The following is a 24,391-nucleotide window of genomic DNA, read 5'->3' as shown; positions in this document are numbered from 1 at the left end:
GTTTGGTCAGGCGGGAATTGATGATTTCCTGACGGCTGGACCCCTCGCTGCTTCGGAAATCGCGAGGGGACGTTTGGTCGGTTTGCGTGCGTAACGACTACCGAACAGTCTCAGTCGTGCCTGAGTTCATCGGTGCTTCGAGCGTTGCTCAATCGGTGCAAGACCGGCACGCACTCTCAAATCGTTCAACTCGGCCCACGCCGTGTCTTCAATCCATTCCCGCAGGTCAGAACTTGTGTCCGCGAAGAGGGTATGCAAGATGTTGGGCCGACTGTCGAATGTGTCGACAGCGTACTCCAACCAGCTCCCATAGCCTTCAGGCGGCTGCCGATCACGCGCGTTGCCCGGCAGTTTCTCTTTGTCGATTTCGCTCATTGCTCGACTCCTTCGCGATGGGACTCTTCCATTCAGGCAGTTGCTGATGCGCCTGGCGCGCGCCGCCCCTTCCCCGTTTTCGATGCGATCGCCTTGGCCAACAGGCTGCGCGTGGCTTCGTGGGCTTTCTCCTCCGCCGCCAATCGAGCTCGGAAGTCGTCGTGGGCTTGTCTGGCGGAGCGAACATCTGCCTGTACTTGTGAACGCTCGGCAGATTTTGCAGCAAGCTCGGCGCGAAGCTGCTCGGCCACCTTCTCGGCCGTCCGCAGTGAAGCGCGTTCAGCCTCCAGTTTAAAGGCGCCCTCCTCTTCGCAGCGACCCCGCAGCTTCTGCTCCTTGGCCAGGTCGGCGGCCGCTTGGCGGGTTGCCAGACGTTCGCGATCGATGTCCCCCAACAGCCGGTGCTCGCGCGTGGTGTGCCGCGCCTCGATCTCCTTGACGGCCTCTTCGCGGGCTGCCGCGGCCGCCCGATGTTCAACCCGCTGTGTTTCATGCAGTGCCTGTGCGTGCGCAAGCGCCTCCTGAAGCCGGCGAATCTCGCCTTGCGCGCCATCGTGCAGGCGCGATGTTTCTGCCTGCTGGGCGTTTGCGGATTCGAGCGCCTGCCGCGACGAGGCCAGCGCGCTCTCGAGGCTTGCCCGGGCCTGTTCGAACGCGACCTCCCGCTGCCTGAGTTGCTCCTGCTGTTCGTCGAGTGCAGCTGCCTTGAGTTCGTGGTCGCGCCGGAGAGCTTCGGTCTGCAGCGCCTGCGCGCGGGCCGCCTCCTCTCGCGCGGCCTCCCAGAGCTTTTGGGCGATCTGCAATAGCGCCGGCGGAATGCCTCCCAGCGTGGCGCTATGCAGAGCGACATCTGGGCTTTGGCCGAGCCTTTTCCCGAGCGCCGCAAACCAGCGCTCGAGCATCGGGCTCACGGTGTTCGGCGAGCCGCTGCCGATTTTCTGCCGGACCCTCTCGATGGTCGGGCGCAGCCCTTCGGCCAGCAGCTGGTCCGCTGCGGCCCACACCTGCGGCTCCTGGATGCCTCTCGAACTTCTGCTCTCCATCTGCGGCTCCGATTCAGGCTTTTTACCCTCGATAAAATGAAAACTTATCGAGAGTTGTATTCTATATATGTAATACATCATACATGACATGTATTAAATAATATGAAATCCGAGCCCGTGAAAACCTCGGTGGCCGAGGTCAGTCTCAAGCGCCACCCCATGCTCGACCCGGCGAAGCTGTCGGAAATGGCGGAAGACGCCGCGCGCGAGCTGCTGCGCGAGGGCGAATCCGCCAACACGCTGGCGGCCTACCGCTCCGCGCTGCGCTACTGGGCCGCGTGGTTTGCCGCGCGGTATGGCCAGCCGCTGCGTCTGCCGGTGCCGGTGCCGGCGGTGGTGCAGTTCGTCGTGGACCACGCCGAGCGAACGACCCCAACGGGCCTGGTCTCGCAACTGCCGGCCGCGGTCGATCGCGTGCTGGTGGACAACGGCTACAAAGGCAAGCTGGGTGCGCCCGCCTTCAGCACCCTGGTGCATCGGGTCGCCGTCCTGTCCAAGACCCATCAGCTGGCGCACCAGGTGAACCCCTGCGGCGATGCACTGGTGCGCGAGCTTCTGGCGAAGACCCGGCGAGCCTACGCCAAGCGCGGCGCCCTCCCCCGCAAGCAACGCGCGCTGAGCAAGGAGCCCTTCCAGGCCCTGCTCGCCACCTGCGATGACTCACTACGCGGCCGACGTGATCGGGCTCTGCTGCTGTTCGCTTGGGCCACCGGTGGACGTCGACGGTCCGAGGTGGCGGCGGCCACGTTTGACAACTTGCGTCGCGTCGAGCCGGCCGTCTTTCTCTACACGCTGACGCATTCCAAGACCAACCAGGCGGGCGTGGAGCGGCCGCAGGACACCAAGCCGCTGGTCGGCAGCGCGGGCGAAGCGATGGCCGCCTGGCTGGCCGCCAGTGGCATTACGAGTGGTGCGCTGTTTCGACGGGTGCGCAAAGGTGGACATCTGGGCGAGGTGCTCAGTGCTGCGGCCGTGCGCGACATCGTCAAAGAAAGGTGTGCGCTGGCCGGCATCGAGGGGGAATTTTCCGCGCACTCGCTGCGCTCGGGCTTTGTGACCGAGGCCGGACGGCAGAACATGCCTTTGGCCGAAACGATGGCAATGACGGGGCATCAGAGCGTCGTGAGCGTGTTGGGGTACTTTCGCGCGGAGGCCGCGCTCGGTAGTCGAATTGCCAGCCTTCTAGACGACCGGAATATCTGAGCAACGACCTGCAAATCCGTAGATCTCTGGTTCGAGGTCGGTGGAATCCAACGCTGGAGCCTATCCATGTGTGTTCCAAGGTAGCCTCGATTTGTTTGAGGCGATGATCGTTTCCTCCACGAAGAGGCGCAGCGACTCAGGCTGTACTTTGATTAGCGAAAAGCCGATCTCTTCGCCCGCAGCAACTGCAGTCTTAACAGCTGCGAGCATCGAACCAGTTCGTTCATTCTTGGAAATTAGGTGGTGGCTGATACGTTCGCGCAGACTCACACTCTTCCTTTGACCGACGTACACCGGAACCCAATGTTTCTCGTTCTTACCACGGACGTACAGCGCGTAAACATTGCCGCGACCACGCAGGGACTTCAGCAAGGTGGCGTTGACGCTCTTGATCTCGGTGACAGGCCAATGCGTAAGCGAGCACTCTGGCGGGTATTCGAATTGGTGCTGCACACCGGCCAACAGGGCCGCGGAGGCTAGACCTTCGGGTCCCGTGTGGGTAGGCGGATGCATGGTCGTACTTATTGCCGGCGTTGGAGTCAAATGGCTGCCTGAGGGCCTTGGAGGCCGCTGTTCTTTGCTGTTTTCAGCAAGCGGTTTGCTATCTTGTCTGTTCGGTATGTTCTCTCCCAACGATTAACCTCGCCAAACCTTCGCATGGTGGAAGGCAAGATAGTGACGATGACGGTCATGCAAACCAGAAACAGCCATCGAATTGGGCAGCCCGAGTGATTCGATGTCTTTGCGATCTACGCGAGCCGACATGCGGACAGCACCATCAAAGTCGACAGTTAAAAGCCCCGCGTCGAACAACGCATCGAGGTGCGGGGCAAGCAGGAAGCCATTGAACACGTCCAGACGTTCATCGTCGTCCGCGCAAAGAGCCCAGGGCTTGATGTGAGAGGCACGAAGCAGCTCCGCGATCCCAAGCCCACTCACACAGCAGTGGCCTTGCCAATAGTCAAGCAGTGAAGCGCGGAAGAGGTTCTGACCAACACGCTGAACTACAAGACGCTCAGCCTCGGTGGACCGTTGCAAGTTAGCGGTTTGCCAACGGAAGTTGTCGGCGACTCGATTGGGCAGCGTGCGAGCGCGGGCAGCGGCGGCCCGAAGCGCATCATAGAGCTCCGAGAAACCTCTCGCGACATAGGCCACCCCACCGGCGGCGTTGCTGACTATTTGGGCGTTCGACGCTGAGACTTCGAAGGAAAGGTCGCCCACAGGTCGAACGACCACCGACTCAGGGAAGAGCGCCGACCTGAGCTCCAGACCTTCAATATGCTCGACAGGAGTCATTTCAAAGCCGCAATCTGCGGCCGCCTTTTCGAGCCGAACTCGTTGCAGAGGCGTCATCGCGAGCCCGTCGAAGCTGTGCTCACGCCCCCGCTCCCCTAAGCCTTTGACAGCCGCGGTACATCGAGTCGAACAGGTCCCGTACCTTGGCATTGGCCCAGACGAATGGGCGCTGGATGTCGGGCAAGCCGATGCGCCCAAGGCCAATGTCGTTTATGAGGCCACCAAGCGAGTAGTGGACTTCCTTGAACAGCGTGTCTGTCATTCTGAATTTCTCCTCAAGCCGTCCCAAATCAAGTTGCGAGTATTGCCAGTCACAGTCCTTCAAGCACTGCACTGAAATATGCCGGATAAGTAGCGAGAACACCGGCGACGACCTCTCGGTATTCGGCCAGAGCAGGACTGAAATGCGAACCTTCATACCCAGCCAACCAAATCTCAATCGCGACGTCCTGTGCAACGCATCGGTCCGCGAGTCCGGACTCATACACTGAAATGGCGAGCTTGCTCGGCAACCCGTACTTCAGCGATTTCTGAAAATCCTTCAGCGTGGCCGAGCCCTCAGCGGCGAGTCCGGTCGTCCCGAAGAGGAACTGACCTACCCCCGCGAGAACGAGTGGACAGTCGAATCCGAGACAACCATCGAGGAAATTGAGTACGTCAACTTCGGTGAGACGGCGCCTGCCATCCTCTCCCCAAGGTTTCGTCGCTCCGGCATCCATTGCCAAGCCAATGAGCTCGCGATAGGAAGAACCGCGCATCCAGGCCTGCGCGAGTTGTAACGGAGTTCCGTTGGGCTCCATCCTCGTCAGGAGCTTGTCATCGACCGTTGCCAGGAACAAGGGCCATACGGCCTGCAGCCAGTCATCAGCAGTTGATAACGGACGCAGCGTTTCCTCATGTTGTTGTACCCATGCTTCCACGGAGGCGGCATCGATCGCGCCAAGCAAGGTTTTGGCAAATATGGTTTGTCTTCCCGGCTCCGGGGCCACCCGCTCGATATGGTCTGCGGCTAGGTCAAAGAGTTGTGCCAGCGCGATCTTCGACACATCGTCCGCCAACGCATACGCAAGCGTCGACGCTGCCAAGATGCGCACTCGAACTTTGAAGTCTTCGAAACTGTCTGCTCCGCGGTTCGCCATCAAATAGCTCTCGAGTGCTGTCAATAGCTTCTTGCGCTCGACAATTCCTCGCACAAGTACCCGAGCGTCAAGCGATGAATCTGGATACGTTTTGCACGCCTCCGTGGCCCAGTCATCTAACGAATCACCGGACAAGAAGTAGGCATTCAAGACCATGTCCAGGGGTAACTGAACTACGTTGTCCCAATCAGGTGAGGGAAATGGCGCCAACAACGTCAGCAGCGAGCTCGATGTCTCTTCTGAATTCTCCGGCTGCAAGAGTTCGACCGCGTTCTTCAGGCGCCACTTCTCCGCTTGGCGCCTGTCGATGATCCTAGGATCCGCGAACAGTACCAGGCCCTCGGTGTGCATGCCGGCACGGCCGGCACGGCCAATCAAATTCTGGAAATCCCTTGTCTTGATTCGTTCGATGCCCTGATTGACGCCCGAGACGATGAGGTACCGAATAGGGAGGTTGACACCTTGAGCCAGGGTTGAGGTGCAAACGACGAGCTTGATGAGCTCACTTTGCATCGCGTGTTCGATAGACAACCGCAGCCCTTGCGGTGTCGTACCGTGATGAACGAAGACACCCAAGGCCGCCGCTCGGGCGACCGTTGACTCGGCGCCGAAGTGCTGGGTTGCAAGATGGACCAGGCGTTGTATCTCGTCAGCGTCCGAGGCTGCGGCAGGAGGAGGCAGATTGAAGCCGCGCTCGTACACCTCCACGGCCCGCTCAGCAAGGCCGTTGGCAGTGTCCTTCCTTCCGCAGAAGACGGCGACGGCGCCGTTCGGCGTCAGTCGAATGCCAAGGTAAAGCGACACGTCCTTCCAAGCATCGTCACCCTTCTCCGGAAAAAAGCGCGGCCTTCGCTCCCTTCCGCGAAGCTCCAGCTCTTGGGATTCGATGCTCCGCGGGACGAAGTAATCTGGCCGCGCATAGTTATCAGACTCGAAGAAGAAGAGCTGCCCAAGTCGCTCGCTCCATGTCGCAAACGCAACAGACCGGGCCGTCGACAAGAGCCCAGTGCCGTTGACGACGTTCGGCTGGGCGCCGATGAGCCACGTTCCTACTGCTTCGGCATTTTTGATGACCGCAGAGATGAGAATCGTCTGCGCCGAGACTTGAAGCAGCCCTTTGATTTCCGTGAGCAGCAGTTCGTAGGTGATGCCGCGTGATCCAGTATCGAACTGGTGCCCTTCGTCGTAGACCACCATGCCGATGTGCGCGACCAAGCCCGGTTCCTGTCGCAAGACGTACAGCAGCTTTTCCGGCGTCAGCACCAGGAGGTACCGCGTCGTGGGTGCAGTCTGGCCCAGGAGCTCGGCCAACTGGTCAACGAAGTCCAGTTGCAGCGCATCCGAGAGTTCGTTGACCTTGACGTCTTCCCCTTTGAAAGAATGACGCAAGGAGGTGGCTATCTCGTGACACAGGGCGCGGAATGGTGCAACGAGCACAGCTACCCGTGTTCGATCAGCCAAGAACGCGCTCCGAAGAATAATTTCGACGGAACGCGTCTTCCCTGCACTCGTGGGCATCTGGACTACGCCGGACCGCCCGGAGAAAAGGCCAGCCGTGCCAAGCAACTTCTGGGATGGCCAGAGCTCCTTGGGGAAGCCGGGGCGGCGTATTGCTTCTGCCCAGGCTCCACTATTCAATCCGCTGAACCCGGGCAGCAATGTCCAGGCCGAGCCAGCCATCCGCAGTTTGACCACCGCCGATATCACCTCGGCAAGTACGACGTCTCGAGATGTACCCTTGGCGTATGTCAACCGCCGAAGTTCATCCAGCATCGTCACCACTGGCTCGACCGGGCCCCCCTCGTTGAAGTGGCTCATCAGTTGGCGGGCCAATTTACGAAACAGATGGTCAGGCAAGTTCGGCTCCTCACGCCAGTCCGCCCGAAGTGCCCAGATAGCCAACTGCTCGATGGCATCGCCACCTTCCACAGGAAGACGTCGGGCCAGCACCAGGCTGCTTCCAGGGCGCTGCCCCAAGAAATAGCTGGCCGATGCAAGCAGCGTGACCTCTCGCGACACGCCCGTATCGAACCGAGAACCCAGGTAAGCGTCGAAGAAGCTGGCCGCGAAGCCAATGTCATCCCGCAGGTCGTCTGGCAATCCCTCTAGAACGTCAGGCGCATCGTTGAGCGCCGCAGATGCATCCACGAGCGTTCCAATCGACAGCGGGAACAGCGCAGCGGGTTCCACGTCTTCAGGCACGGCAATGTGCGACGCCACGGGCAGCCCCAGCTCGTACATCTTCCCTTTCGAGCGCGTAATGCCGAAGTACCGGCGGCTGGCGGCTTCAGGCTTCATCGGCTGCTCGCTGGTACAGGGCATGAGCCAGCGTCATCAGGTCTGTGCCCTTGACAGCGATGAGCTTCAAGTTCCCTGCGTTGTTGTGTTCAGCCGTGATGGTTGCCTTGATGCCGTCAATGTCGAATGCGCCATCAGAAAGAATGGCGGCAGCGCCCGAGAGAAGCCGGTAGGGGCGGTCCACGGCATTCTGGAATCGTTGCACGACCAACATAGGTGCCTGCTGGCCTGCAAGGTACATACGGCGCTTCATCGCGGCCAGCGTTTCGCCGGCTCGCAGGTAGTCCTTTCCTGAGTCGTTAACCGCGACTTGCAGTCTTCCGCTGTACTTGCCCCCGCTCAGTTGCGCCTTCACTTCGAAGGTCAGCATTTCGTCGGTAGGCTTCGGTTGCTCGGCGCTTGGGCACTTGAAGCCGACAATATCGACGCCCTTGACGGACTCGTCCCGGCTTCCCTTCTCGGCATACTTTCCGCGCGGCACCCAGTAGCCGAGCATGAACTCCACGAAGTCTGAGACCAACAGTTCCGCGAAATCTCCAGCACGAACTGCCGGCCCTGGGGCGGCGCCTTTGTCCGGGAAGACGAGTTCCAACAAGTACTCGGCTCGCGACTTCCCCGTGCCTTCTCGCAGGATGTCGATGTCGCTGTCAGGACAGTAGGTCTGCCGGAATCTGCTGGCCCATTCGCTGAGGCACGCCGCATCACTGGGGACGTCGAGCTCCCAAACCTCGCAGGTTGCGCCTGCGCCGAGCGTCAAGGACTCCCCTTGCTTCAAGTGATGAAGGTAGCCTGGCCCAACGAGCTGAGGAGTAGCAGGAGCTGCGGCGACCACGACGGTCGCATCAGGTGTGGACTCGGGGTTCATCGACATCGCAGTTCAAATTGGCTCGAACCCAGGCAACGAGGGTAGCAACTCGCGCCCGAAAAGTAGCTTGTCATCGACACCGGGCTCCAACTCAAGCACAACATGACGGTCGCTCTGCAGTTCGCCTGGCGGCGCTGATGTCGTCGTCACAATGAACTGAATCGGCGTACCGTCTGCACCGGCCAACTGCTCTGCCGCCTCCGCGGCAGCCATGAAGAACTCGCGGTACAGCAGTTCGCTCATGTCGGCCTCCCGGGGACAGTCGTGGACCAGGAATCCGGGGTGGTGACTCTCAGCAGAAGTCGCTGAGTCGATGAGGCAGACGACATCACCCAGGAGGACCTCCAATACCTGATAGGCCTCGCCACCCTTCGCCACCCCAAACGGCCGGTACTCATCGCCTGGTAGGAATCGCGCGTGGCTTGGCGACCCGAGCATGCGCTCGCCAACCGTTCGAGTCAGGGCCTTCAAGTCGTCGGAGCGTTTGGACTGCTGTGACTTACGCGCTTCAAGCCCGACCTTCAGGCTTTCCAGTTCCTTCTTGCTAGCGGCGAGCTTATCGCGTGCCCGAACAAGTTCCGCGCTATCCGTGCCCTTGTCGCGCCGTTCCTGTCTGAGCTTCAGCGCATCCCAGGACTGCTTCAACGTCGCCCGCGAGGCCTCGCTGGTGGCGATGCGCATGCGCAAGCGCCGAACCTCGGCACGATGGTCCAAGAGCTGCTGCGCCTGGGGCTGAATGCGGGCCTCTGCCGTCTCCAACGCCTCCTCGCAGATTTTCAGTTGGGCCGCGAGGTTCGACGCGTTCTGCTTGACCTCGCGTTCGTCCCGAATCAGGTTGAGTTCCGGCCTCGTGCGCCGCATCAGCACGTGCTCGCATGCCGATATCTCGATGCCGCCGATGTCACAACGCCCGGTTGGGTTTTGCAGCGTCTCGCGCAGCTTGATGAACCTCTCCAGTTCCGGTTGGTTCTGAGTGACTCGCGATTGGGCGATACCGACCTCAGCTTTCTCTACCTCGAGCTCGTGCTCCAGTTCCTTGAGCCGACGGAGGGCATCTAGGACGCGTTCTTCAGCCGCGTCAGACTGCTTCTCGAGTTCGGATTCCTGCGCCAAGGCAGCGGCCGTCGCCTCAGCAACACGCGACTCAATAGACTCTCCAGCGGTGTCTTGGAAGACGGGCTCGTCTTCGCCGGCCTTGACGCGCGATCGCATCTCGCGCAGCGCGCCACTCAGCATCAGCTCCGGCTCACGCTCCAGGTCTGGCAGCCTGGCTTCAGTTCGGTCGACCTCGACCTGCTTGACTTCGGCGGCACGAATCAGTTCATCCATCGCGGCATCGAGCAAGCTGAGGACAACACTGACAAAAACAGGCGGGTCCCGGCGAGAACGTGTGAAGCCTAGGCCCTCGCCGTCGCGCCAGTTGTAGAAGCCGTCAAAGCGCCTGCGCTGGTCTCGAATGCACCACGCCAGCACGTGTCGCCATTTCAAAGGTTGGTTGGTGCCCGGCAACGACGGCGACGCCAGTCGCCCAACTGAAAACTCCTCCAACGCGGCGAGGTACGCCTGGAACTGATTGACTACCCCTGGAGCGAGCAACGCGTCCAAGGTGTCCACCGCCGCAGCGAGCGAGTGGCCATAAGCCCCATAAGGCCTGAAGACCACCCAGGTCACGCCGTCCACGTGCACCTTGGCCGCAACACCCCCCTTCGGGAACCCGCTTACGGCCTTTTCGCGCAAGGCACCGATGGCGGGCGCGTCGTCACCTAATGCATGGCGAAGCAGAAGACACAGCGACGTCTTCCCGACCCCATGCCCAGCGCTACGCAAACTGGAGCCGGCCTGCGTACCGGACTCCTTGGCCCAAACAATGTTCAGGCCCTGCTGAAGCTTGATGGTGCGCGTCAGCACCAGCGGCTCGCGCGATTCCAAAAGCCAGACAATCTCAACCCACAACCTGGGGGATGACCGAATGCGCGGAAATGCCTCGAGCCACTGTGCCATGTCTTCTCCTCCCGTCAGCCCACGCCGCGATTCATTGGCAACTGCGGTTTGGACGTCACTTCGACCCCGGCTGCCTTTTGCAGTCGTCGGTTCTCGACCAGATGCAGCAAGCCCGCAACTTCTGCTTGGCCCGGTGTCTGCGCCACGTCGGTAGGGAGCGCGACGTCTGTCCGCCTGAAACGGGAAGCGGCGCTCACAACGCGTCGGGCAACCGCGCCGCAACCTTCCAAGCGTTCAACGATGGGTCTGATTCTGTCCAAGAGGCTTCGCGCTCTGACCAACTGGGCACTGTCGATATTGCTCGCCAGCAACCGGGCCTCCGACTCGTCGAGCTGGTCGCCCGCTTGAGCTGACCGAGCTACCAGGTTTTGCAATTCATCCACCGTGCAGCCATCGGCGGCCGACGTCAAGAGCGCAGCGACCAGACCCGCGAGCCATGCTTCGTCGTCGTTCCGAATCATGGCCTGCGCCGAGTACTGGGCAGCTTGTTGGAGGTTCGACGACTGTGGAAGCTCGCCCTGAGCCAGCCTGTCCCACGCTTCGAGAATCAGCCTTCGCGTCCGATACTCGCCGAAGCTTCGAATCTCGCTTTCCTTGAGTACGCGGAAGGTCTCGCTGGGATAGTCTTCGCCCATCACCTCCTTGGGGTCGAGGATGTAGCGAAGCTCATCGCGGGAGAGGCCGTAGAGGCGGGCGTAGTAGGCGTCGAGCTCGGCACGCAGTTGGGCGCGGCGCTCGGGGTTCCAGGCGAAGGGCAGGCCGCGTTCGGTGGCGGGGCGCTCGTCATATGCGGCTAGGTCGTCGGCCCAGGGCTTGAGGTCGTGCGCGGTGTACGTCAGTTCGAGTACGCGGGGGACGATGAAATCCAGGGCGGCGGGCGTGTAGCGATCAATCTCTGGCACCGGAAACTGCTTCACGTAGCCAAACGTCATATTCGTGCCGCCCAATTTTTGGCGAACAACATAGTCGAAAACGAGCGCGCCCAGCAAGCCAACGAGTGATGCGCATTGCGCTGGAGGCTTCTCCACAGCGATGAGTGGCATCGAATGGCCCACCGCGATGCGCGGCACCACTGAAGCGATGAAGCTACGCTCGTCGGTACTTCGAGCGATGTTTCGAAACCCAATCAACCACCGGGGACTGCGACGGTCAAGCCAGGCGTTGAGCAGCGTACGAAGCGCTGTTGAGAGCGTAGCAGCTTGCAACTCTTCGGTCAGGGCCGCAAGTTCATAGTCAGCTAGGCGCGCATTAGCGTTCTGCATCGCCCACTTCGGAAACTCGACAAGCGCCTTCTTGATAGTTAGGCCTTCGCCACGCAGAACTTCGCTCAGGCGCGGGAAGCGGGCCTTGAGCTGCAGTTCGGTGGACGCGACGTACGGCTGTGCTTGGGTGGCCGTCCACCCAGTGGCTGATGGGGGTGTGCCGGCAGCGCGATAGAACAGCTCACCGGTCACCCACTGCGCCAGCGCCAACAGCAGTCCGGCCAGCGCGCCATCCACGGCGTCTTGTAACCCGGCGTCCTGCGCGGCATGCAGGGCTAACCAGGCGCGCGACACGCGCGCAGGCACGTGGGCGATGCGGGCCAGCACTTCACGTTCATCCACCCAGTAGCGCGGCTGCACTGCAAAGGCAGGATCCGCCTTCTGAGCTTCACTGAGGTCGGCGGTTTCCACCTCGCCCGCCGCACCACTGGTGGCGTCCACGTAGGTCGCCCAGCGGTGATCGAACTGGTGCAGCATCTTTGCCTCATACAGCGGCAGATGCGGAGGCTGGCCGACGCCGGCCGCGGTATCGGCGAACAGGCCGCTGTCGCTGGACATGTGGAACATTGCTTGGAAGCTGATGCCCCACGGATTCATCTCCGGCTGGACCACATCGCCCGCTTCGTTGATGTCCGCCTCTTGAATGAGTACTCGCGCGGAGCGGTAGAGTTTCTTGGTCAGCTCGGCGTCGCGCTCGCTACGGAAGACCGGGCAGGTACGAGTATTCGGGTTGATGAGGGCGAACTCGGCGGAGGTCAGTTGAAACCGACGGCGCACATCGTGAATCTGTTCGGGCTGACGCGCGAAGAACACCAGATTCGCCGGGTCGGTAGTCGGGCTCCCCCCCAAAGTCAACAAGGCGAAGCGGAACGAGTGGTGCACCGAGGGGAACACGAACTCCTCGTTCTCCAGGCACAGCAGGCCGCGCAAATAGCCACCTACGGCCAAGCGCTCGAAGTACGCCTTGGTTGAGTCGTCCGTTGCAATGCCAGTCGGCACAATGAAGCCAGCTCGTCCACTCGGCGCGGTGGCCTGCAAGAAGGCTTCGGCAAACAGCGCGTAGGTATTCACATCACCTACGCCAGAGAGCGGGTAGCGCCGCCCATCGTGCGCATAGAGGCTGGCTGCCTCGGCGCCGCGCCGAGCCGCGATGAACCCGGCGTACAGCGCCATCTCGGCCCGGTTAGGCGGCGTCAGACCTTCGGTGCGTTCCAGGTCTGGGTTCACGCTGTGCAGCAACACACCTTCGCGCAGCCACTCGATGCGCTGGGCTCGCTCAGCCTTGTGTTTCGCCTCGGCCACCAAGGGGCTGCGGGTGGCAAAGAACTCTTCTTCCTGCAGCTTGATGCGCTCCCAGGGCGGGTTACCCAACATCACGCTGAAGCCACCCTGCGCCGCCACCTGAGGAAACGCCAGCCACCAGTGGAAGACTCTGTGCTGCCGGCACAGCGCCTGGGCTGCACTCTCGACATTGGAGTTGGCAGGCTGGTCGCTCAGCACACTCCAAAGATAGCCCGACAGGGGAACGGTCGCCGTGGTATCCACCAGCTTGGGGGCCAGGAAGGCCGCCACGTAGGTGTCTGCCAGTCGGGCGAAGGTGCTGCTGTGCGCGGCGGCGTCGGCGGCCTGCCAGGCCTGGCGCTTGGCAGCGAGGTGTTCGGGCGTGTCGTCGTCCAACGTGTCGGCCGACACCACCTGCGCTGCGAAACGGGCCGGTGTCACCCAGTCGCCGGACGCAATGCTCTTCCAACTCTTCAAATCAGCCTTGTTCTGTTTCTTCAATGCACTGGCCACTGCCTTGTCGTCGCCCGACAGAGCGGTGTAGGCCTCATCGGGGATACCGTGTTCCAACACCTTCGGGTCCAGCACGCCCAGCAATGCGTCACCCACGCGCAGGTGGTGGTCCACGAAGCTCAAAGGCCGGTCAGGCGAGTACGCCTCTAGCCATAGGGCGGTCTTTGCCAACTGGATGGCCATGGGGTTCTTGTCCACGCCGTAGATGCAGCGGCTGACCACGTCGCGCAGCGCGTGGCGGTAGTCGGCGGGGGTGGGAGCGCCGCCTTCGCGTTCAGCGGCAGCGCGGTGCAGCGCCACTTCGTCAGCCAGCCGGCGCGCGGCCGACAGCAGGAAGTGACCACTGCCGCAGGCCGGGTCGCAGACGGTGAGCGACAGCAGGGCATCCACCGGACGTTCCGGGTTGGCCTTGACGGTCTGAGTGATAACCGGCTCCAGAGCGCTCTTGATGAGCTCCTGCACCAGGCTGTCGGGTGTGTAGTAGCTGCCGGTGAGCTTGCGGGTGTTGCCCTTGGTGGATGCGTCTGTCTCGTCGTCACCGACGAAGGCCAGGCGAGCGCTCGCTAGGTGGCTGAGGCCTTGCAGGTCCGGCACCAGTTCCAACAGGCTTTCATAGACGCTGCCCAGTTCCTCGGGGCCCATGTCGCGGTAGTTGACGCGCGAGAGGCCGCCGTCTGCGCGGAACCAGCCAAGCTGGAATACGGCGGAAAGCAGGTGGCGGTTCTCCAGTTCGGCGGTGTCCAGGTATGGACACTGGTCGGCTTCAAACAGACCACCCAACGCGGGTAGTCCCAGCGCGGGCTCACCGCGAGCCAGCGCTCCAAACGTGATGGTCAGCGCCTGCCAAAGGTCGGCATGGCGGTCGTGTTGGCTACGGCGAACGGCCCGCTCGCGCAGCCAGGTGAGCGAGTAGCCGGACAGGTAGCGGGCTTTCGACTCGGCTGTCGAATCGGGCGCAAAGACTAGGCGCTCGCCAGTGGTGCGGTCACGTCGGTCCTCTACGGTGGCAAGAAAGATGAAGCGGTAGACCAGCTGGAGCAGTTCCTCGAAGAAGGCTTGGCGGTCGTAGCCACTGTCTGACGACTGCAGTGCAGCGCGCAGTGCCCCGTTGGCTGGGTGCGAGACGAAGCCGGTGCCCAGTGCCCGCAGGGCCTCGGCCACCTGGTAGCGCAGCTTGCCGCGCACGGTGACGCCGGCCAGTTCGCCGGCGGCGCGCCAGCGTTCCCAGGGGCAATCGGCGGGTGACGTATCAGCACTGCCAGATGCGCTGGAGAAACGGGTGGCGTGGGCCAGTAGCCAGAAGGCGCTGAAGTCGGCCAGCAGCTCTTCGGTGAAGAGTGCCTCGAGGTCAACCTCGATGTAGGCAGGCCGGGTCAGGCTCGCGTTGTCGCGCAGGATGCGCAGCGTGAGGCCATTGCTTACGATGGCCCAGAGTGAGGTATCGGTGGCATTCAGCGCTTCTTGCGCCAGCATGAAGGGGCTGCGTTTGCGCGTCTTGTCGGTGTCCGGATTCAATTCCCCGAATCGTTCGGCGGCAGAGTCCAGCGGTTGGTCGAAGCCCGCGAACACCAGGGGAACGTGGCCGCTGTTGCCGGCATGGCCGATGGCGTACTGGTGGTCGCCGTGCTTGATGACCGGGCAGCGCGCCGCATCGTGGAAGTGCAACACGTCGCGCAGAAGCGGCAACAGCCACTCTCGTACGGTCACGTCATGGACCCGTACGTCTTGTCGCCGGCGAAGGGCCTGAAAGTCCTGCCAGAGGTTGAGTGCAATCTTGAAGTCGCGCGCGATTTCGTCGCGCAGCTTCAGCCCCTTGGCAATGCGGTATTGAGTCTCGGTCTGTTCGCTGCCCTTGGGGTCAGCAAGCAGGGTCAGGCGGGTGAGCTCGTCGGCCGGGAGCAGTCCGCCTTCGATTCGGATAGCGCGGTAGGCGAGTTGATGAGTGATTCGCTTGGCCATGGTGTCAGGCTCCCATGACTGAGTTGCCACCCGAGGCACCCGCATCGGGCAACAGCACGTACAGACCCATCACATCCACCGGTAGACTGGCGGTGACCTGGTAGCTTCCGCGACCTTCGGCTGCCTCGCGTACGCGGCGGTGGTCCAACAGGAGGGATTGGGCACGAGCCTTGGCGATGGCTTCGAGCTGAGGCTGCCAAGACGGCAATGCGTCGAGCGCGGTTTGCAATTGACGGTCACGCAGCGGCGCGGGCAAGTTACGGGTTGCCTCGGCGCCCAACAGAGTACGGGTCTGGTCAGAGGGCAGTTCGGAGAAAGGTTCCGAGCCACTTGCAGCGACGGCCACTGCCTCTTCGCACATCAAGAGTCGTGTGTTCGCGCCATGAGTGACCGTGAGTTGGTGGCGAATGCGTAGCAGCAGCACCGTGGTCTTGAGCGACACCTTCGCGACGAACGCAACGCCGGCGCGGGCAACCAGAGGGTCATCGGCGTTGATGGGCGAGACGTCCAGCGCTTGCTCCAGCAACGTATCAGCCAACACGGCCACCAGGGGGTGAGTGCGGTGCACGAAGGCAGTGCCCTGACCGGCGGGTTGGTGAAAATCGATGCGCAGCGTGCCGGTCAAGCCTTCTGCGGCCAGGCGTTCACGAACGGATGCTGGCAGGTGTTCGGTGAGCAGCTTGAAGTGCTGCTTCACGGACTGAAGTGGTGCCCCGAGTTGGGCGGCAGCGCGACTGACGAAACGCTCGACCTCGGCTTCACCTCCCAGCACGGCGGTGGACTTGCGCCATTCGGGCAGCACGTCCTCGGGCTTCAGCCTGCGCTGGGCGAAGATGGAGCGGTTCTGTTTGGCCTTCTCTTTGGCGCTCTGCCAGGCGAGGTCAATTTCCTTGGCGGGTTCACCCCATAGGTCGAGTTCGGGTTGATAGGAAGTCGCTGCGCCCTTGCGCAGCAGCACTGCGTTCATCAACGCCTGAGTCAGTTTGCCTTCATTGTCCGGCATCGGCACAAGGACACCCAGTTCCTTGCGGATGCTTTCGGCCTTACGAAGGATGACGTGCAGCACCGCGCCATCGACCGGGTTGTCTTCGCCATACAGCATGGTGCTGCGCACCTCGCGAGCCTTCTGGCCGAAGCGGTCCACGCGCCCTTCACGTTGCTCGTGCCGGGTCGGATTCCAGCTGAGGTCGTAGTGGACGACGGCGGTGAACAGGCCTTGCAGGTTGATGCCCTCGGAGAGGCAATCGGTGGCGACAAGTACACGGCATTCGCTCTCGCCCAGTTGCTCGACGGCTGCTTCGCGCTCATCCGGTGTGAGCTCACCTGTGACCGCCTTGACGGTCGCCGACTTGAACTTCTCCTGCAACGCCGACGCTAGGTAGTGCGCCGTGGCGATGTAGCGGCAGAAGACCACGGGCTGGAAGCCGTCCTTCAGCAGCAACGCCAAATGCTCCTGCAGCTTGGCGAACTTGGGGTCGTTCTGTTGGCCGGCCAGCGCGGCGGCGCTGGCCGTGAGCGCCTGCAGCCGTTGCCCATCTTCGGTCTGCGCCCCGGGCTCAATGTCGTCGGTGGAAAGCGCGTCGTCTGTTCCGTCGAGCACTCGGTCGCTGGCCTGGGCTTCGAATTCTTCGAGCGAGACGGCGTCATCTGCCGCCGCTTCACCGAGTGCACCCACCAGGCGGGTTCGCAACGCATTGACTGCTGCAGCTGGCGACGAGGAAATGCAGCGCAACAGTGCCAGCGCCGCCCACCAATTCATGCGCTGCTCGCGCAGCCCCTGCCCCTCGGAACGCTCGACGAGTTCTCGGGCATACACCAGCACATCGTTGAAGAGCTGACCCCACGCACCAGTGAGCTTGTAAGTTAGCTCAGCCGTGCGCCGGTCGGGGAACATGGAGGTGTCTTGCCATTCGGCGATGTCGGGCCGACGACGCTGGACGAAGTGCCGTGACAGGTCTTCGCGCAGGTCGCTGCGCTGGCCAACGGGCAGGTCCTTGAGCTGCGTGAAGTCGGGGCGTAGCAGGCCGAGAAGGTTGAAGAAGGCCTCCTCATCGCCGCTGTGCGGCGTGGCGGTCAGCAGCAGCAAGTGTCGCTCGGGCTGCGCTGCTAGACCCTTGAGCAATTGGTAGCGCTGCTGTCGACCCTGACTGCCCTGGGTGCAAGTGTGCGCTTCGTCAACGATGACGAACTCGGGACAGGAGCGCTGAAAAGCTTCCCGGCGGCGCTCGGACTTGATGTAGTCCAGGCTGACGACGGTGAATGGGTGGGCATGGAACAGCGAGGTGCCGGGCGGGAGATCTCGCTCCAATCGGTCAGCCGAGTTGGACCGGACCACCGCTGCTTGGATGTGGAAGCGCTCGGAGAGCTCGCGCTGCCACTGCTCGCACAGGTGCGGCGGGCAGAGCACCGTCATGCGCTGGATTTCGCCTCGGTCGAGCAACTCGCGGGCGATAAGGGCGCCTTCGATGGTCTTGCCGACACCCACGTCGTCGGCTACCAGCAGACGCACCGTGGGCTGCTTGAGCGCCATCAGCAATGGCACGAGCTGGTAAGCGCGGGGCTCCACAGCTATGTTGCCAAAGCTGCGGAACGGGCCCGCGCCGCTGCGCAGCTTGAGCTGTAGTGCGTCCAGCAGCAATTGGCTGGCCGCGTGGTTGCGCGCTTGCGTGACGTTCGGCCAGGGGAAAGTGGCCGGCTGCACGGGCTGCCGCTCGAGCGGCAGGTAGATGAGCGTCTCGTCTCGCTCACCGCCACCCAAAGGGCGCAAGCGCAGCGTCTCGGTGTTTGACTCGGGCAGAACTATCCACTCACGGCCACGGGCCGCAACGAGGCTGCCCGGAAGGAATTCCGGCGTAGGAGCGTTCATGTCGATCAGGGCTTGCCGGGACCGAAGAGGTCGGCGTTGTTCTCGAAGATATCGGGCCAGCGAGACACTTCCTTGGGGAAGCGCACTACCAGGACACCGAGCTCGTCGAGTGCGCGGTCGATGGTGGAATCCTTGGCGCTTTGGGCCTCGGCTTCGTGGTGCGGGCCGTCGATGAAGACGGCCAGGTTCAGTTCGTCGTAGAAAAAGTCGGCGCAAGCCTTGGCGCCGGCGATGGTGTGCTGGCCACGGTCAGGTTTGCGGTAGCCGTGCTCGTTCACATGGTCCAGCCAGGCCTGTTCGAGCGAGCTGCCCGCGGTGCGCGCAAGCTGGGCGTCGTGCTCGTGGGGGGCGCGCCCCTGCGTGCCTTGGTGGGCATGTGCCTGCGTCAGGCGGCACAGAATGTCGAGCAGCAGTCCGCCGGCGTCCTTGTCCTTGCGGTCGATGAGCGCGTGGTCGGGCTGGTTGTAGTACGACAGTAGGCAGCGGTAGCAGCCGGCCTCGCACAAAGGCTTGCCGTCGTGGTCGAGTTCTTCGGTCAGCGTCTTGCGAGACCAAGGCTGACCAGCCGGCGACGCCAGGAAATGCAGGACCTCCAAGGCCTTCGCGGCAACGGCTGACAGGGCATCCGGCTCGGTGGCCAGACGGGTCAACACGCCGGCGCCGCCTTCGGCCGCCTCGAACAGTAGGATGGATTGGCGGTTGTCGCGCGTGGGCAGCGGTTCGGCCATCAGCTCACTCTCTTCGAGCTGGTAAACCGCCTCAATGCCACGCTTGAGCGCGTACTGCAGGGTGGTCAGCGTTTCGGCCGCGAGTTCGCCCAGGCGGTAGTGCGGGCGCACGATGAGGATGTTCCGCCGGTCTTCGACGTAGGGAACGATGCGCTGCGGCGGTGTCTTGTCCGGCGGCGCCTCGCTCTCGGCTTCCTTCTCACCATTGCCGTCGTCAACACCGCCCACCCAATGGCCGGTCACCGGGTTCATCATGAAGCCCTGAATGGCCTTTTCTTTGCGGCGGCGCCAACCGAAATTCATGCGCCAGACGGTTGCGGCGGGGCCGTACTGCATTTCGAGCAGCGGCCCCTGGTCGTCCTCGACCACTGTGGTGACCATCTGCAGCTTGCCTTCGGCCTGGGCGAACTGCAGCGTGGTCTGCATCTCATAGCCCTGGCGCACCCGCTCTTCCTCGTTCGCAGTGATGCGCTCAGCGCGTTTGGTCGAGACGTTCTCGATGCGGTAGAGGTTCTTGATTTCCTGCGCTCCGGACAGCGAGGCTCCGCAGGAAACGCAGCGATCGGCGTCGCGCTGCGAGCGGAAGTGGCCGTAGCCGCATGCCGGGCACAGGCGGGCAATCTCAGTGGGCAGCCTGGCGCCTTCGCTGACTTGGTCCTGGCCCGTGATGGTCAGCAGGGCCTTGGTGACGCGGTACTGGCTGCCCTCGTGGTAGATAAGGCTATAGGGGCCGAACTCTCCCAGCGCCAGGAAGCGCGGGCGCGACAGGAAGCTCTCGCGACCGATGGAGCCGCGGCGTGCAGGCAGATAGGCCAGCAGCGGCAGGCGTGGGAAGTTGTAGCCCGGCAAAAAGCCTTGGCTGGCTAGGTAGCGGTAGGTGTAGAAGTCGCTGTTGAATGCGCTGTCGCCGGCCAGCAGCAAGTCACGCTGTTTGCGAGCCTCGTTGTGGCGCTGCTGGGCTTCGCGGCGCTCACGCTCGCTGGCGGCCGGGTTGTTCTCTATCTTGAAGTTCAGCTCGATGGCCTGCGCAGTGGCGCGATACAGGTCACGCCAGCGTTGCAGGGCACCGTCGAACTCGTGGTACGCCCGCTGGAACACCGCCTCGGCCCACTGGTCCGTGTACCAGGGGGCGTTCTTTGGCGTTAGCTCGGTGACCAACATGCTCAGAACCTTCAGGCCACGTTGGTGTGCGCGCTTCTTGGCTTCCGGCTTGTCGAGTTCCGTGGCCATCTCTTCGGTCACCGGCAGCGCCTCCGGCAGGTTCATGTCCAGCAGGTCGCGCACGCTGTTGCCTAGGCGCTTGCCGGTCTCTGCCAGCCAGATGGCATGCATGTGGCTCTTGACCAATTCCAGGTTGGCCAAGTCGAGCGTGGGCGCATTCACTTGCCCGTGCACCATGCGCACAGGGTCGCGGAAATAGTACTGGTCGTGAGGCGACTGGCTCGCGCAATACGTGATGACCAGCGCCGGCTGACCCGCACGCCCGGCGCGGCCGCTGCGCTGGGCGTAGTTGGCCGGGGTGGGCGGCACGTTGCGCATGTAGACGGTGTTCAGTGACGAGATATCGACGCCGAGTTCCATCGTGGGTGAGCAGAACAGGACTGGCAGCCATTCGAGCTCAATCCCGTTCTTGCTGCGCCATTCCGCGCGGTCCTTGTCAGTGAAGCGGAAGCGTGCCTCGCGTTCGAGCCGGTCTTCTTGTTCCACCTGTGCCGTATGCTCGCGGGCCTCGAAGTCGAACAGCTGATGAACGGGGCTGTCTAACAGCCCGGCGATGTTCAGGTAGAGGCTGCGGAAGAAGGCGTTGTCTTCGGCCTGGCGCGTGCTCTCGCCGGAGCCAACCTCCCACTGCAACGCGGTGCCGTTGAGCTGCCAGCCCGTCATGCCGAAGTCTGTCTCCTCGCGCTTGACCATGCCGTAGGACTCGGCGGCCGTCAGCAGTGCTTGGATGACATCGGGGTAGGTCTGGTCGTTGATGTACTTGTAGTACGGGTTGCCGCCGCCCCATGTGCTGCCTTGCCGCAGCAGCTTGCCCAGGCGCGAGCGGCTGGAGCCAATGATCAGGAAATCTTCGACCTGTAAGCGACGACCACGGCGGTCGGTTTCCTCACGCGGGCGCGAGGTGACGAACCAGCGGGACGCCACCGGGCGCTCGTCTTCGGTGAAGCCCCAGGGCTCGCACAGGTTGGCGTAGCTCTGGGTGCGGAGCTGTTCGAGTTCAGTGCGGTCGAGGTAGCGCGTAGCGATGCACAGGCCCTGGCGCATGAAGTCGAACAGTGCTCGCAGAACTGTTGCTCGCTCCGCCGGATTGGCCGCTTGCAGGATCTGGGGGGCTTCGGCCCACTCTGTGGCGTCTGCCGCCAGATCGTCGATGTCTTGGTAGCCGATGCGGACCAGGCCGAGCTGTTCGAGGTTTGGGTTATTGAAGCGCCAGCCGCGCCGCAGGTCGAAGTAGCTTCGATAGCCGAGGATGCCGCGCATGGCCTCCTGCACCTGCCGCCGTGTGTTGCCTTTGACCTCGGGTTGCTGCATGTACTCGGCCCGCACTGACGGGTCGTCGCGGTGAAACCCGAGCGCCTCGAAGATGGCGTTGGCAACCTCACGCTCCGACAGCGCGCTACCGCCCGCCTTGCGCACAGCCGACAGCAGCGCCGACCGCGTCAGCAGCACCTGCAGGAAGTCGTTGAAGTGCCCCGCCTGCAGCGCGGCGTCTTGCCGGTTGTCGGAGAAGCCAAGGACCTTCTTGGCGTCCGCGGACAGCTGCTGGTCTTGCTCGTACAGGTAGCGCAGGGCCGACAGCGTGAGCATCGTCGTTGCAGAACTGCGGCCCTCGCCAGACAACGAGGTCAGGCGCAGCGCGTCCTTGCCCGACGTCGTATGCGACACCCCGCAAGCCAGGCAGAAGCGGAAAGCGCCCGGGATAAACCACGCGGGCAGACCGCTGTCGGTACTGACCACGCCATCCGGCCGCACCTTGAGCGCCTGGGGGACGAACTTGCGCTGGCCGGATTTGATGCGCCACTCGCCGTCGGCACGCTCCTCGAGCCATGACTCTGGATAGCGCTCCAGGGATTCCGGGTCCCAGAGGCCTCGGCCGTCGGGCATCAGGAAGCCGAACTTGACCTGCTCGTCGTCATGTTGCCGCTCTTCGATACTGCGAACGTTGAAGGTCCGGCCTTCATGACCGTCCGTGTCCCAGACCGGGATGTACTCCTGCCCGCAGTCGCGGCAGAAATGCACGTGGTAGTAGCGACGCTGACGCTCATCGTCGCCGGAGACAAACTGCTGACCATCGAGCGTGATGGCACGATGCCCTGGCGCTTGGAGCGTCGTGTAGACCTTGCCACCGCCGGCGATGAACTGGTGGAGCTTGAACGCGAACAAGCTTTTTCCCGCGCCATCAGTGACGGCGTAGGCACGTAGCATGAACTGTTGCAGGTAGGCAAGACAGCTGCCGATGGGCTCGCCAGAGGCTTCGTGGAGCAGCTTCGCGGCGTCCGCCAGAGTGCGAGGGCGAGCGCGCCTCGGCTTGTCGTCTTCGTAGGTCAGGCCCAGCGTCAGCTCGACCCAAACCGACATCGGGTGTGCGGCCAAGGCGTCGAAGTTGAGGTCAGTCGGGACACCTGCCCGAATGGCCGGTCCAAGACTGCCGCGGACGGAAGCTAGTGTCTGACTCTCCGGCGTTGTGCGCCGCAGAGTTTCGGTGATGACGTTGCGGTCGGCGATGGACGTGCCGAACAGCCGGCGCGCCACCTTGGCGACGACGGCATTGCGCTCCATCTGACTGCCCTCGGACGCCATGGTGGCCGAAGTGCCGATGCAGATGAGCTCGTCGGCGAGCGCTTCGCGCACGCGGCGAACCAGCAGCGCAACGTCAGCGCCTTGGCGACCGCGGTAGGTGTGCAGTTCGTCGAGGACCAGGAAACGCAGGCCCCTGGCGTTGCGCATCACCGCCTTGTCGATGTCATTCTGCCGGGTCATCAGCAGTTCGAGCATCATGAAATTGGTCAGAAGGATGTCCGGCGGCTTGGCCGCCATAGCCTGACGTTCCTCGTCAGATTCCTGCCCGGTGTAGCGGCCAAAGCTCACGGCGCGTGTGGCGGGGTCCGACCCGAGAAACTTCTTCAGCTCCTCGAGCTGCGAGTTGGCCAGCGCGTTCATCGGATAGATGACGATGGCGCGCGTCCGCGGCATCGGGTCCGCCTTCTTCGCCTTTAGGCAGGCGTCGACGACCGGAATGAAATAGCAGAGCGACTTGCCGGAGCCGGTGCCGGTGGTCAGCACATAGCTCTCGCCGGCCAACGCCAGGCTGACGGCCTCTGCCTGGTGCTTGTGCAGGGGCAGCGCGACGCCTGCGGAACTTGCCGACTTACCCAACCGGAAGATGTCAGAGCACTCTGGGCTCAGTTGCCCGGCATGAACGAGCTCTTCCACCGTCCCGCCTTGACGGTAGTTCGGGTTGATTTGTATCAGCGGCTCAGGCCAATAGCGCTGGCTGTCGTATTCGCGGTCGACAAATTCCCGGATGTCGTCTGCTTTGATGCGCGTGAAGCTACGGGTGAACTGTTCGTACTCGCTGACCAGGTTCTCGCGAAATTTAAAAACGTCCACCTTTTCTCCTCCGGTAGTTTGGTCAGCTTTTCTTGGGCTGCTTCTTGATATCTGCGCTGACTCCGAGGCGGGAGCAATGCTCGTAGACGAGCACCTCGATGAGATTGGCTACGGTTCGATGCTCACGTTCTGCCGCCAGTCGGAGCAACTCCTTCAGTTCTGGTGTCACGCGGAGGTTGAGAGTTGCCGTTTTTTGAGCCATACGTTCCACCTACATTGCGCTGCGATGACAATGTAACGCACTCTTCGGGGTATTTCAAAATGTAAATCGAACAACATGCTCTGCCGCCGTTGAGGCTTGGCTTTGCTGGTTCCACATCTGCGCGCGACCCTATGAGATGGCCGCGACGCCGCTAGCACTTACAACGCAGGGTGCGGCGACCGACCCGCCTTCGCTCGAGGTAGTCCTCGCGTGGCAAAAGGCTCGGGCCCGCCTGCCAGCGATCTCGTTATGCAAGTGAGAAAGTTAGTCGTTCGCCAAGAACATCGGCGCTCCAAGTAGCCCGAGATCACTGCCTCGGCAGCCCTACTCCGCTATTTTCCGCCATGCCCCCAAGCGGCCAACTCAAATCTTTTGTCGCCCGCGAGCGAGGAGGCTCGGCCCCTGCTGGACACAGAAAAGCTCCACTCCGGTGCCGTGCTCCAGGAGTCCGACGCCCCGAGGCAGATGCCCGCGCCAGGGATAAAGCCCCTCGCCGAACTCAGATAGCAGTTCATAGCACCTGGAATGCGCCAGATCGTTCGAAAGAGTGTCGAAATCTTCGAACCGTTCCGCCCACTCGCGCGTCTGAGCAAGATCTCTGCGAAGACAATGGAGCGCAAAGTTTGCCCACGTCGATTGGTCCACAACGCGATTTTCGCCCGGCCAGGTCATCGTTGATGTCCCGGCAAGTGGTGTAAGTCTTCTTTCACTCGCTGCGCGGCAAGGCGCGTAGGGCGTAGCCCGAAGCG

At 62.6% G+C, this 24,391-nt stretch carries 13 protein-coding genes; 1 reads left to right on the top strand and 12 read right to left on the bottom strand.

All coding sequences use genetic code 11. The annotated features are described in order from the left end of the window. Positions 1 to 126: 126 nt before the first annotated feature. Entirely contained in the window at positions 127 to 375 is a 249-nt protein-coding gene (locus tag ACCC97_RS10235; protein ID WP_413332642.1) for a hypothetical protein, read from the bottom strand. A gap of 32 nt (positions 376 to 407) precedes the next feature. Beyond that, positions 408 to 1,499: a DNA-binding protein gene (locus ACCC97_RS10230; RefSeq protein ID WP_413332640.1), complete on the bottom strand. Its 1,092-nt coding sequence runs from the start codon at positions 1,497 to 1,499 to the stop codon at positions 408 to 410. Positions 1,500 to 1,520: 21 nt separating this feature from the next. Between ACCC97_RS10230 and ACCC97_RS10225 the strand changes: the two genes are divergently transcribed. After that, positions 1,521 to 2,621, top strand: a complete 1,101-nt coding sequence (locus ACCC97_RS10225) for a site-specific integrase (protein WP_413332638.1) — start codon at positions 1,521 to 1,523, stop codon at positions 2,619 to 2,621. Between the two features lie 60 nt (positions 2,622 to 2,681). Here the strand turns inward: ACCC97_RS10225 and ACCC97_RS10220 are convergent, their stop codons facing one another. The 10 genes from ACCC97_RS10220 to ACCC97_RS10175 form a co-directional block, all read right to left on the bottom strand. After that, positions 2,682 to 3,134 (bottom strand): hypothetical protein, encoded by a 453-nt coding sequence (locus tag ACCC97_RS10220; RefSeq protein WP_413332636.1) that lies wholly within the window; start codon positions 3,132 to 3,134, stop codon positions 2,682 to 2,684. 123 nt (positions 3,135 to 3,257) lie between these two features. Further along, on the bottom strand, positions 3,258 to 3,974 hold the full coding sequence (locus ACCC97_RS10215; RefSeq protein ID WP_413332634.1) for an HNH endonuclease: 717 nt from the start codon (positions 3,972 to 3,974) through the stop codon (positions 3,258 to 3,260). Between the two features lie 22 nt (positions 3,975 to 3,996). Further along, positions 3,997 to 4,179, bottom strand: coding sequence for a hypothetical protein (locus tag ACCC97_RS10210; RefSeq protein WP_413332632.1), 183 nt, complete (start codon positions 4,177 to 4,179; stop codon positions 3,997 to 3,999). A gap of 49 nt (positions 4,180 to 4,228) precedes the next feature. After that, positions 4,229 to 7,354 (bottom strand): DEAD/DEAH box helicase, encoded by a 3,126-nt coding sequence (locus ACCC97_RS10205; RefSeq protein WP_413332630.1) that lies wholly within the window; start codon positions 7,352 to 7,354, stop codon positions 4,229 to 4,231. Continuing rightward, on the bottom strand, positions 7,344 to 8,111 hold the full coding sequence (locus ACCC97_RS10200) for a virulence associated protein (protein ID WP_413332628.1): 768 nt from the start codon (positions 8,109 to 8,111) through the stop codon (positions 7,344 to 7,346). Before ACCC97_RS10200 ends, ACCC97_RS10205 begins: the two co-directional genes overlap by 11 nt. 120 nt (positions 8,112 to 8,231) lie before the next feature. After that, positions 8,232 to 10,220 carry a hypothetical protein gene (locus tag ACCC97_RS10195; protein ID WP_413332626.1) on the bottom strand — a complete coding sequence of 663 codons (1,989 nt, stop codon included), beginning with the start codon at positions 10,218 to 10,220 and terminating at the stop codon, positions 8,232 to 8,234. A 14-nt stretch (positions 10,221 to 10,234) separates the two neighbouring features. Beyond that, positions 10,235 to 15,235, bottom strand: a complete 5,001-nt coding sequence (locus tag ACCC97_RS10190) for an Eco57I restriction-modification methylase domain-containing protein (protein WP_413332624.1) — start codon at positions 15,233 to 15,235, stop codon at positions 10,235 to 10,237. Between the two features lie 4 nt (positions 15,236 to 15,239). Beyond that, on the bottom strand, positions 15,240 to 18,101 hold the full coding sequence (locus tag ACCC97_RS10185) for a helicase-related protein (protein WP_413332622.1): 2,862 nt from the start codon (positions 18,099 to 18,101) through the stop codon (positions 15,240 to 15,242). A gap of 5 nt (positions 18,102 to 18,106) precedes the next feature. Further along, positions 18,107 to 23,440 carry a DEAD/DEAH box helicase gene (locus tag ACCC97_RS10180; RefSeq protein WP_413332620.1) on the bottom strand — a complete coding sequence of 1,778 codons (5,334 nt, stop codon included), beginning with the start codon at positions 23,438 to 23,440 and terminating at the stop codon, positions 18,107 to 18,109. A gap of 22 nt (positions 23,441 to 23,462) precedes the next feature. Beyond that, the gene (locus ACCC97_RS10175) at positions 23,463 to 23,642 is read right to left on the bottom strand and encodes a DUF1778 domain-containing protein (protein ID WP_413332618.1); all 180 of its coding nucleotides are present in this window, start codon (positions 23,640 to 23,642) and stop codon (positions 23,463 to 23,465) included. Positions 23,643 to 24,391: the final 749 nt, after the last annotated feature.

This window comes from Variovorax sp. Varisp85 (genome assembly GCF_047304045.1).
Classification (GTDB): domain Bacteria; phylum Pseudomonadota; class Gammaproteobacteria; order Burkholderiales; family Burkholderiaceae_C; genus Variovorax.
The sequence above is the reverse complement of the archived record's forward strand: the minus strand, read 5'-3'. Positions and strand labels throughout refer to the sequence as shown.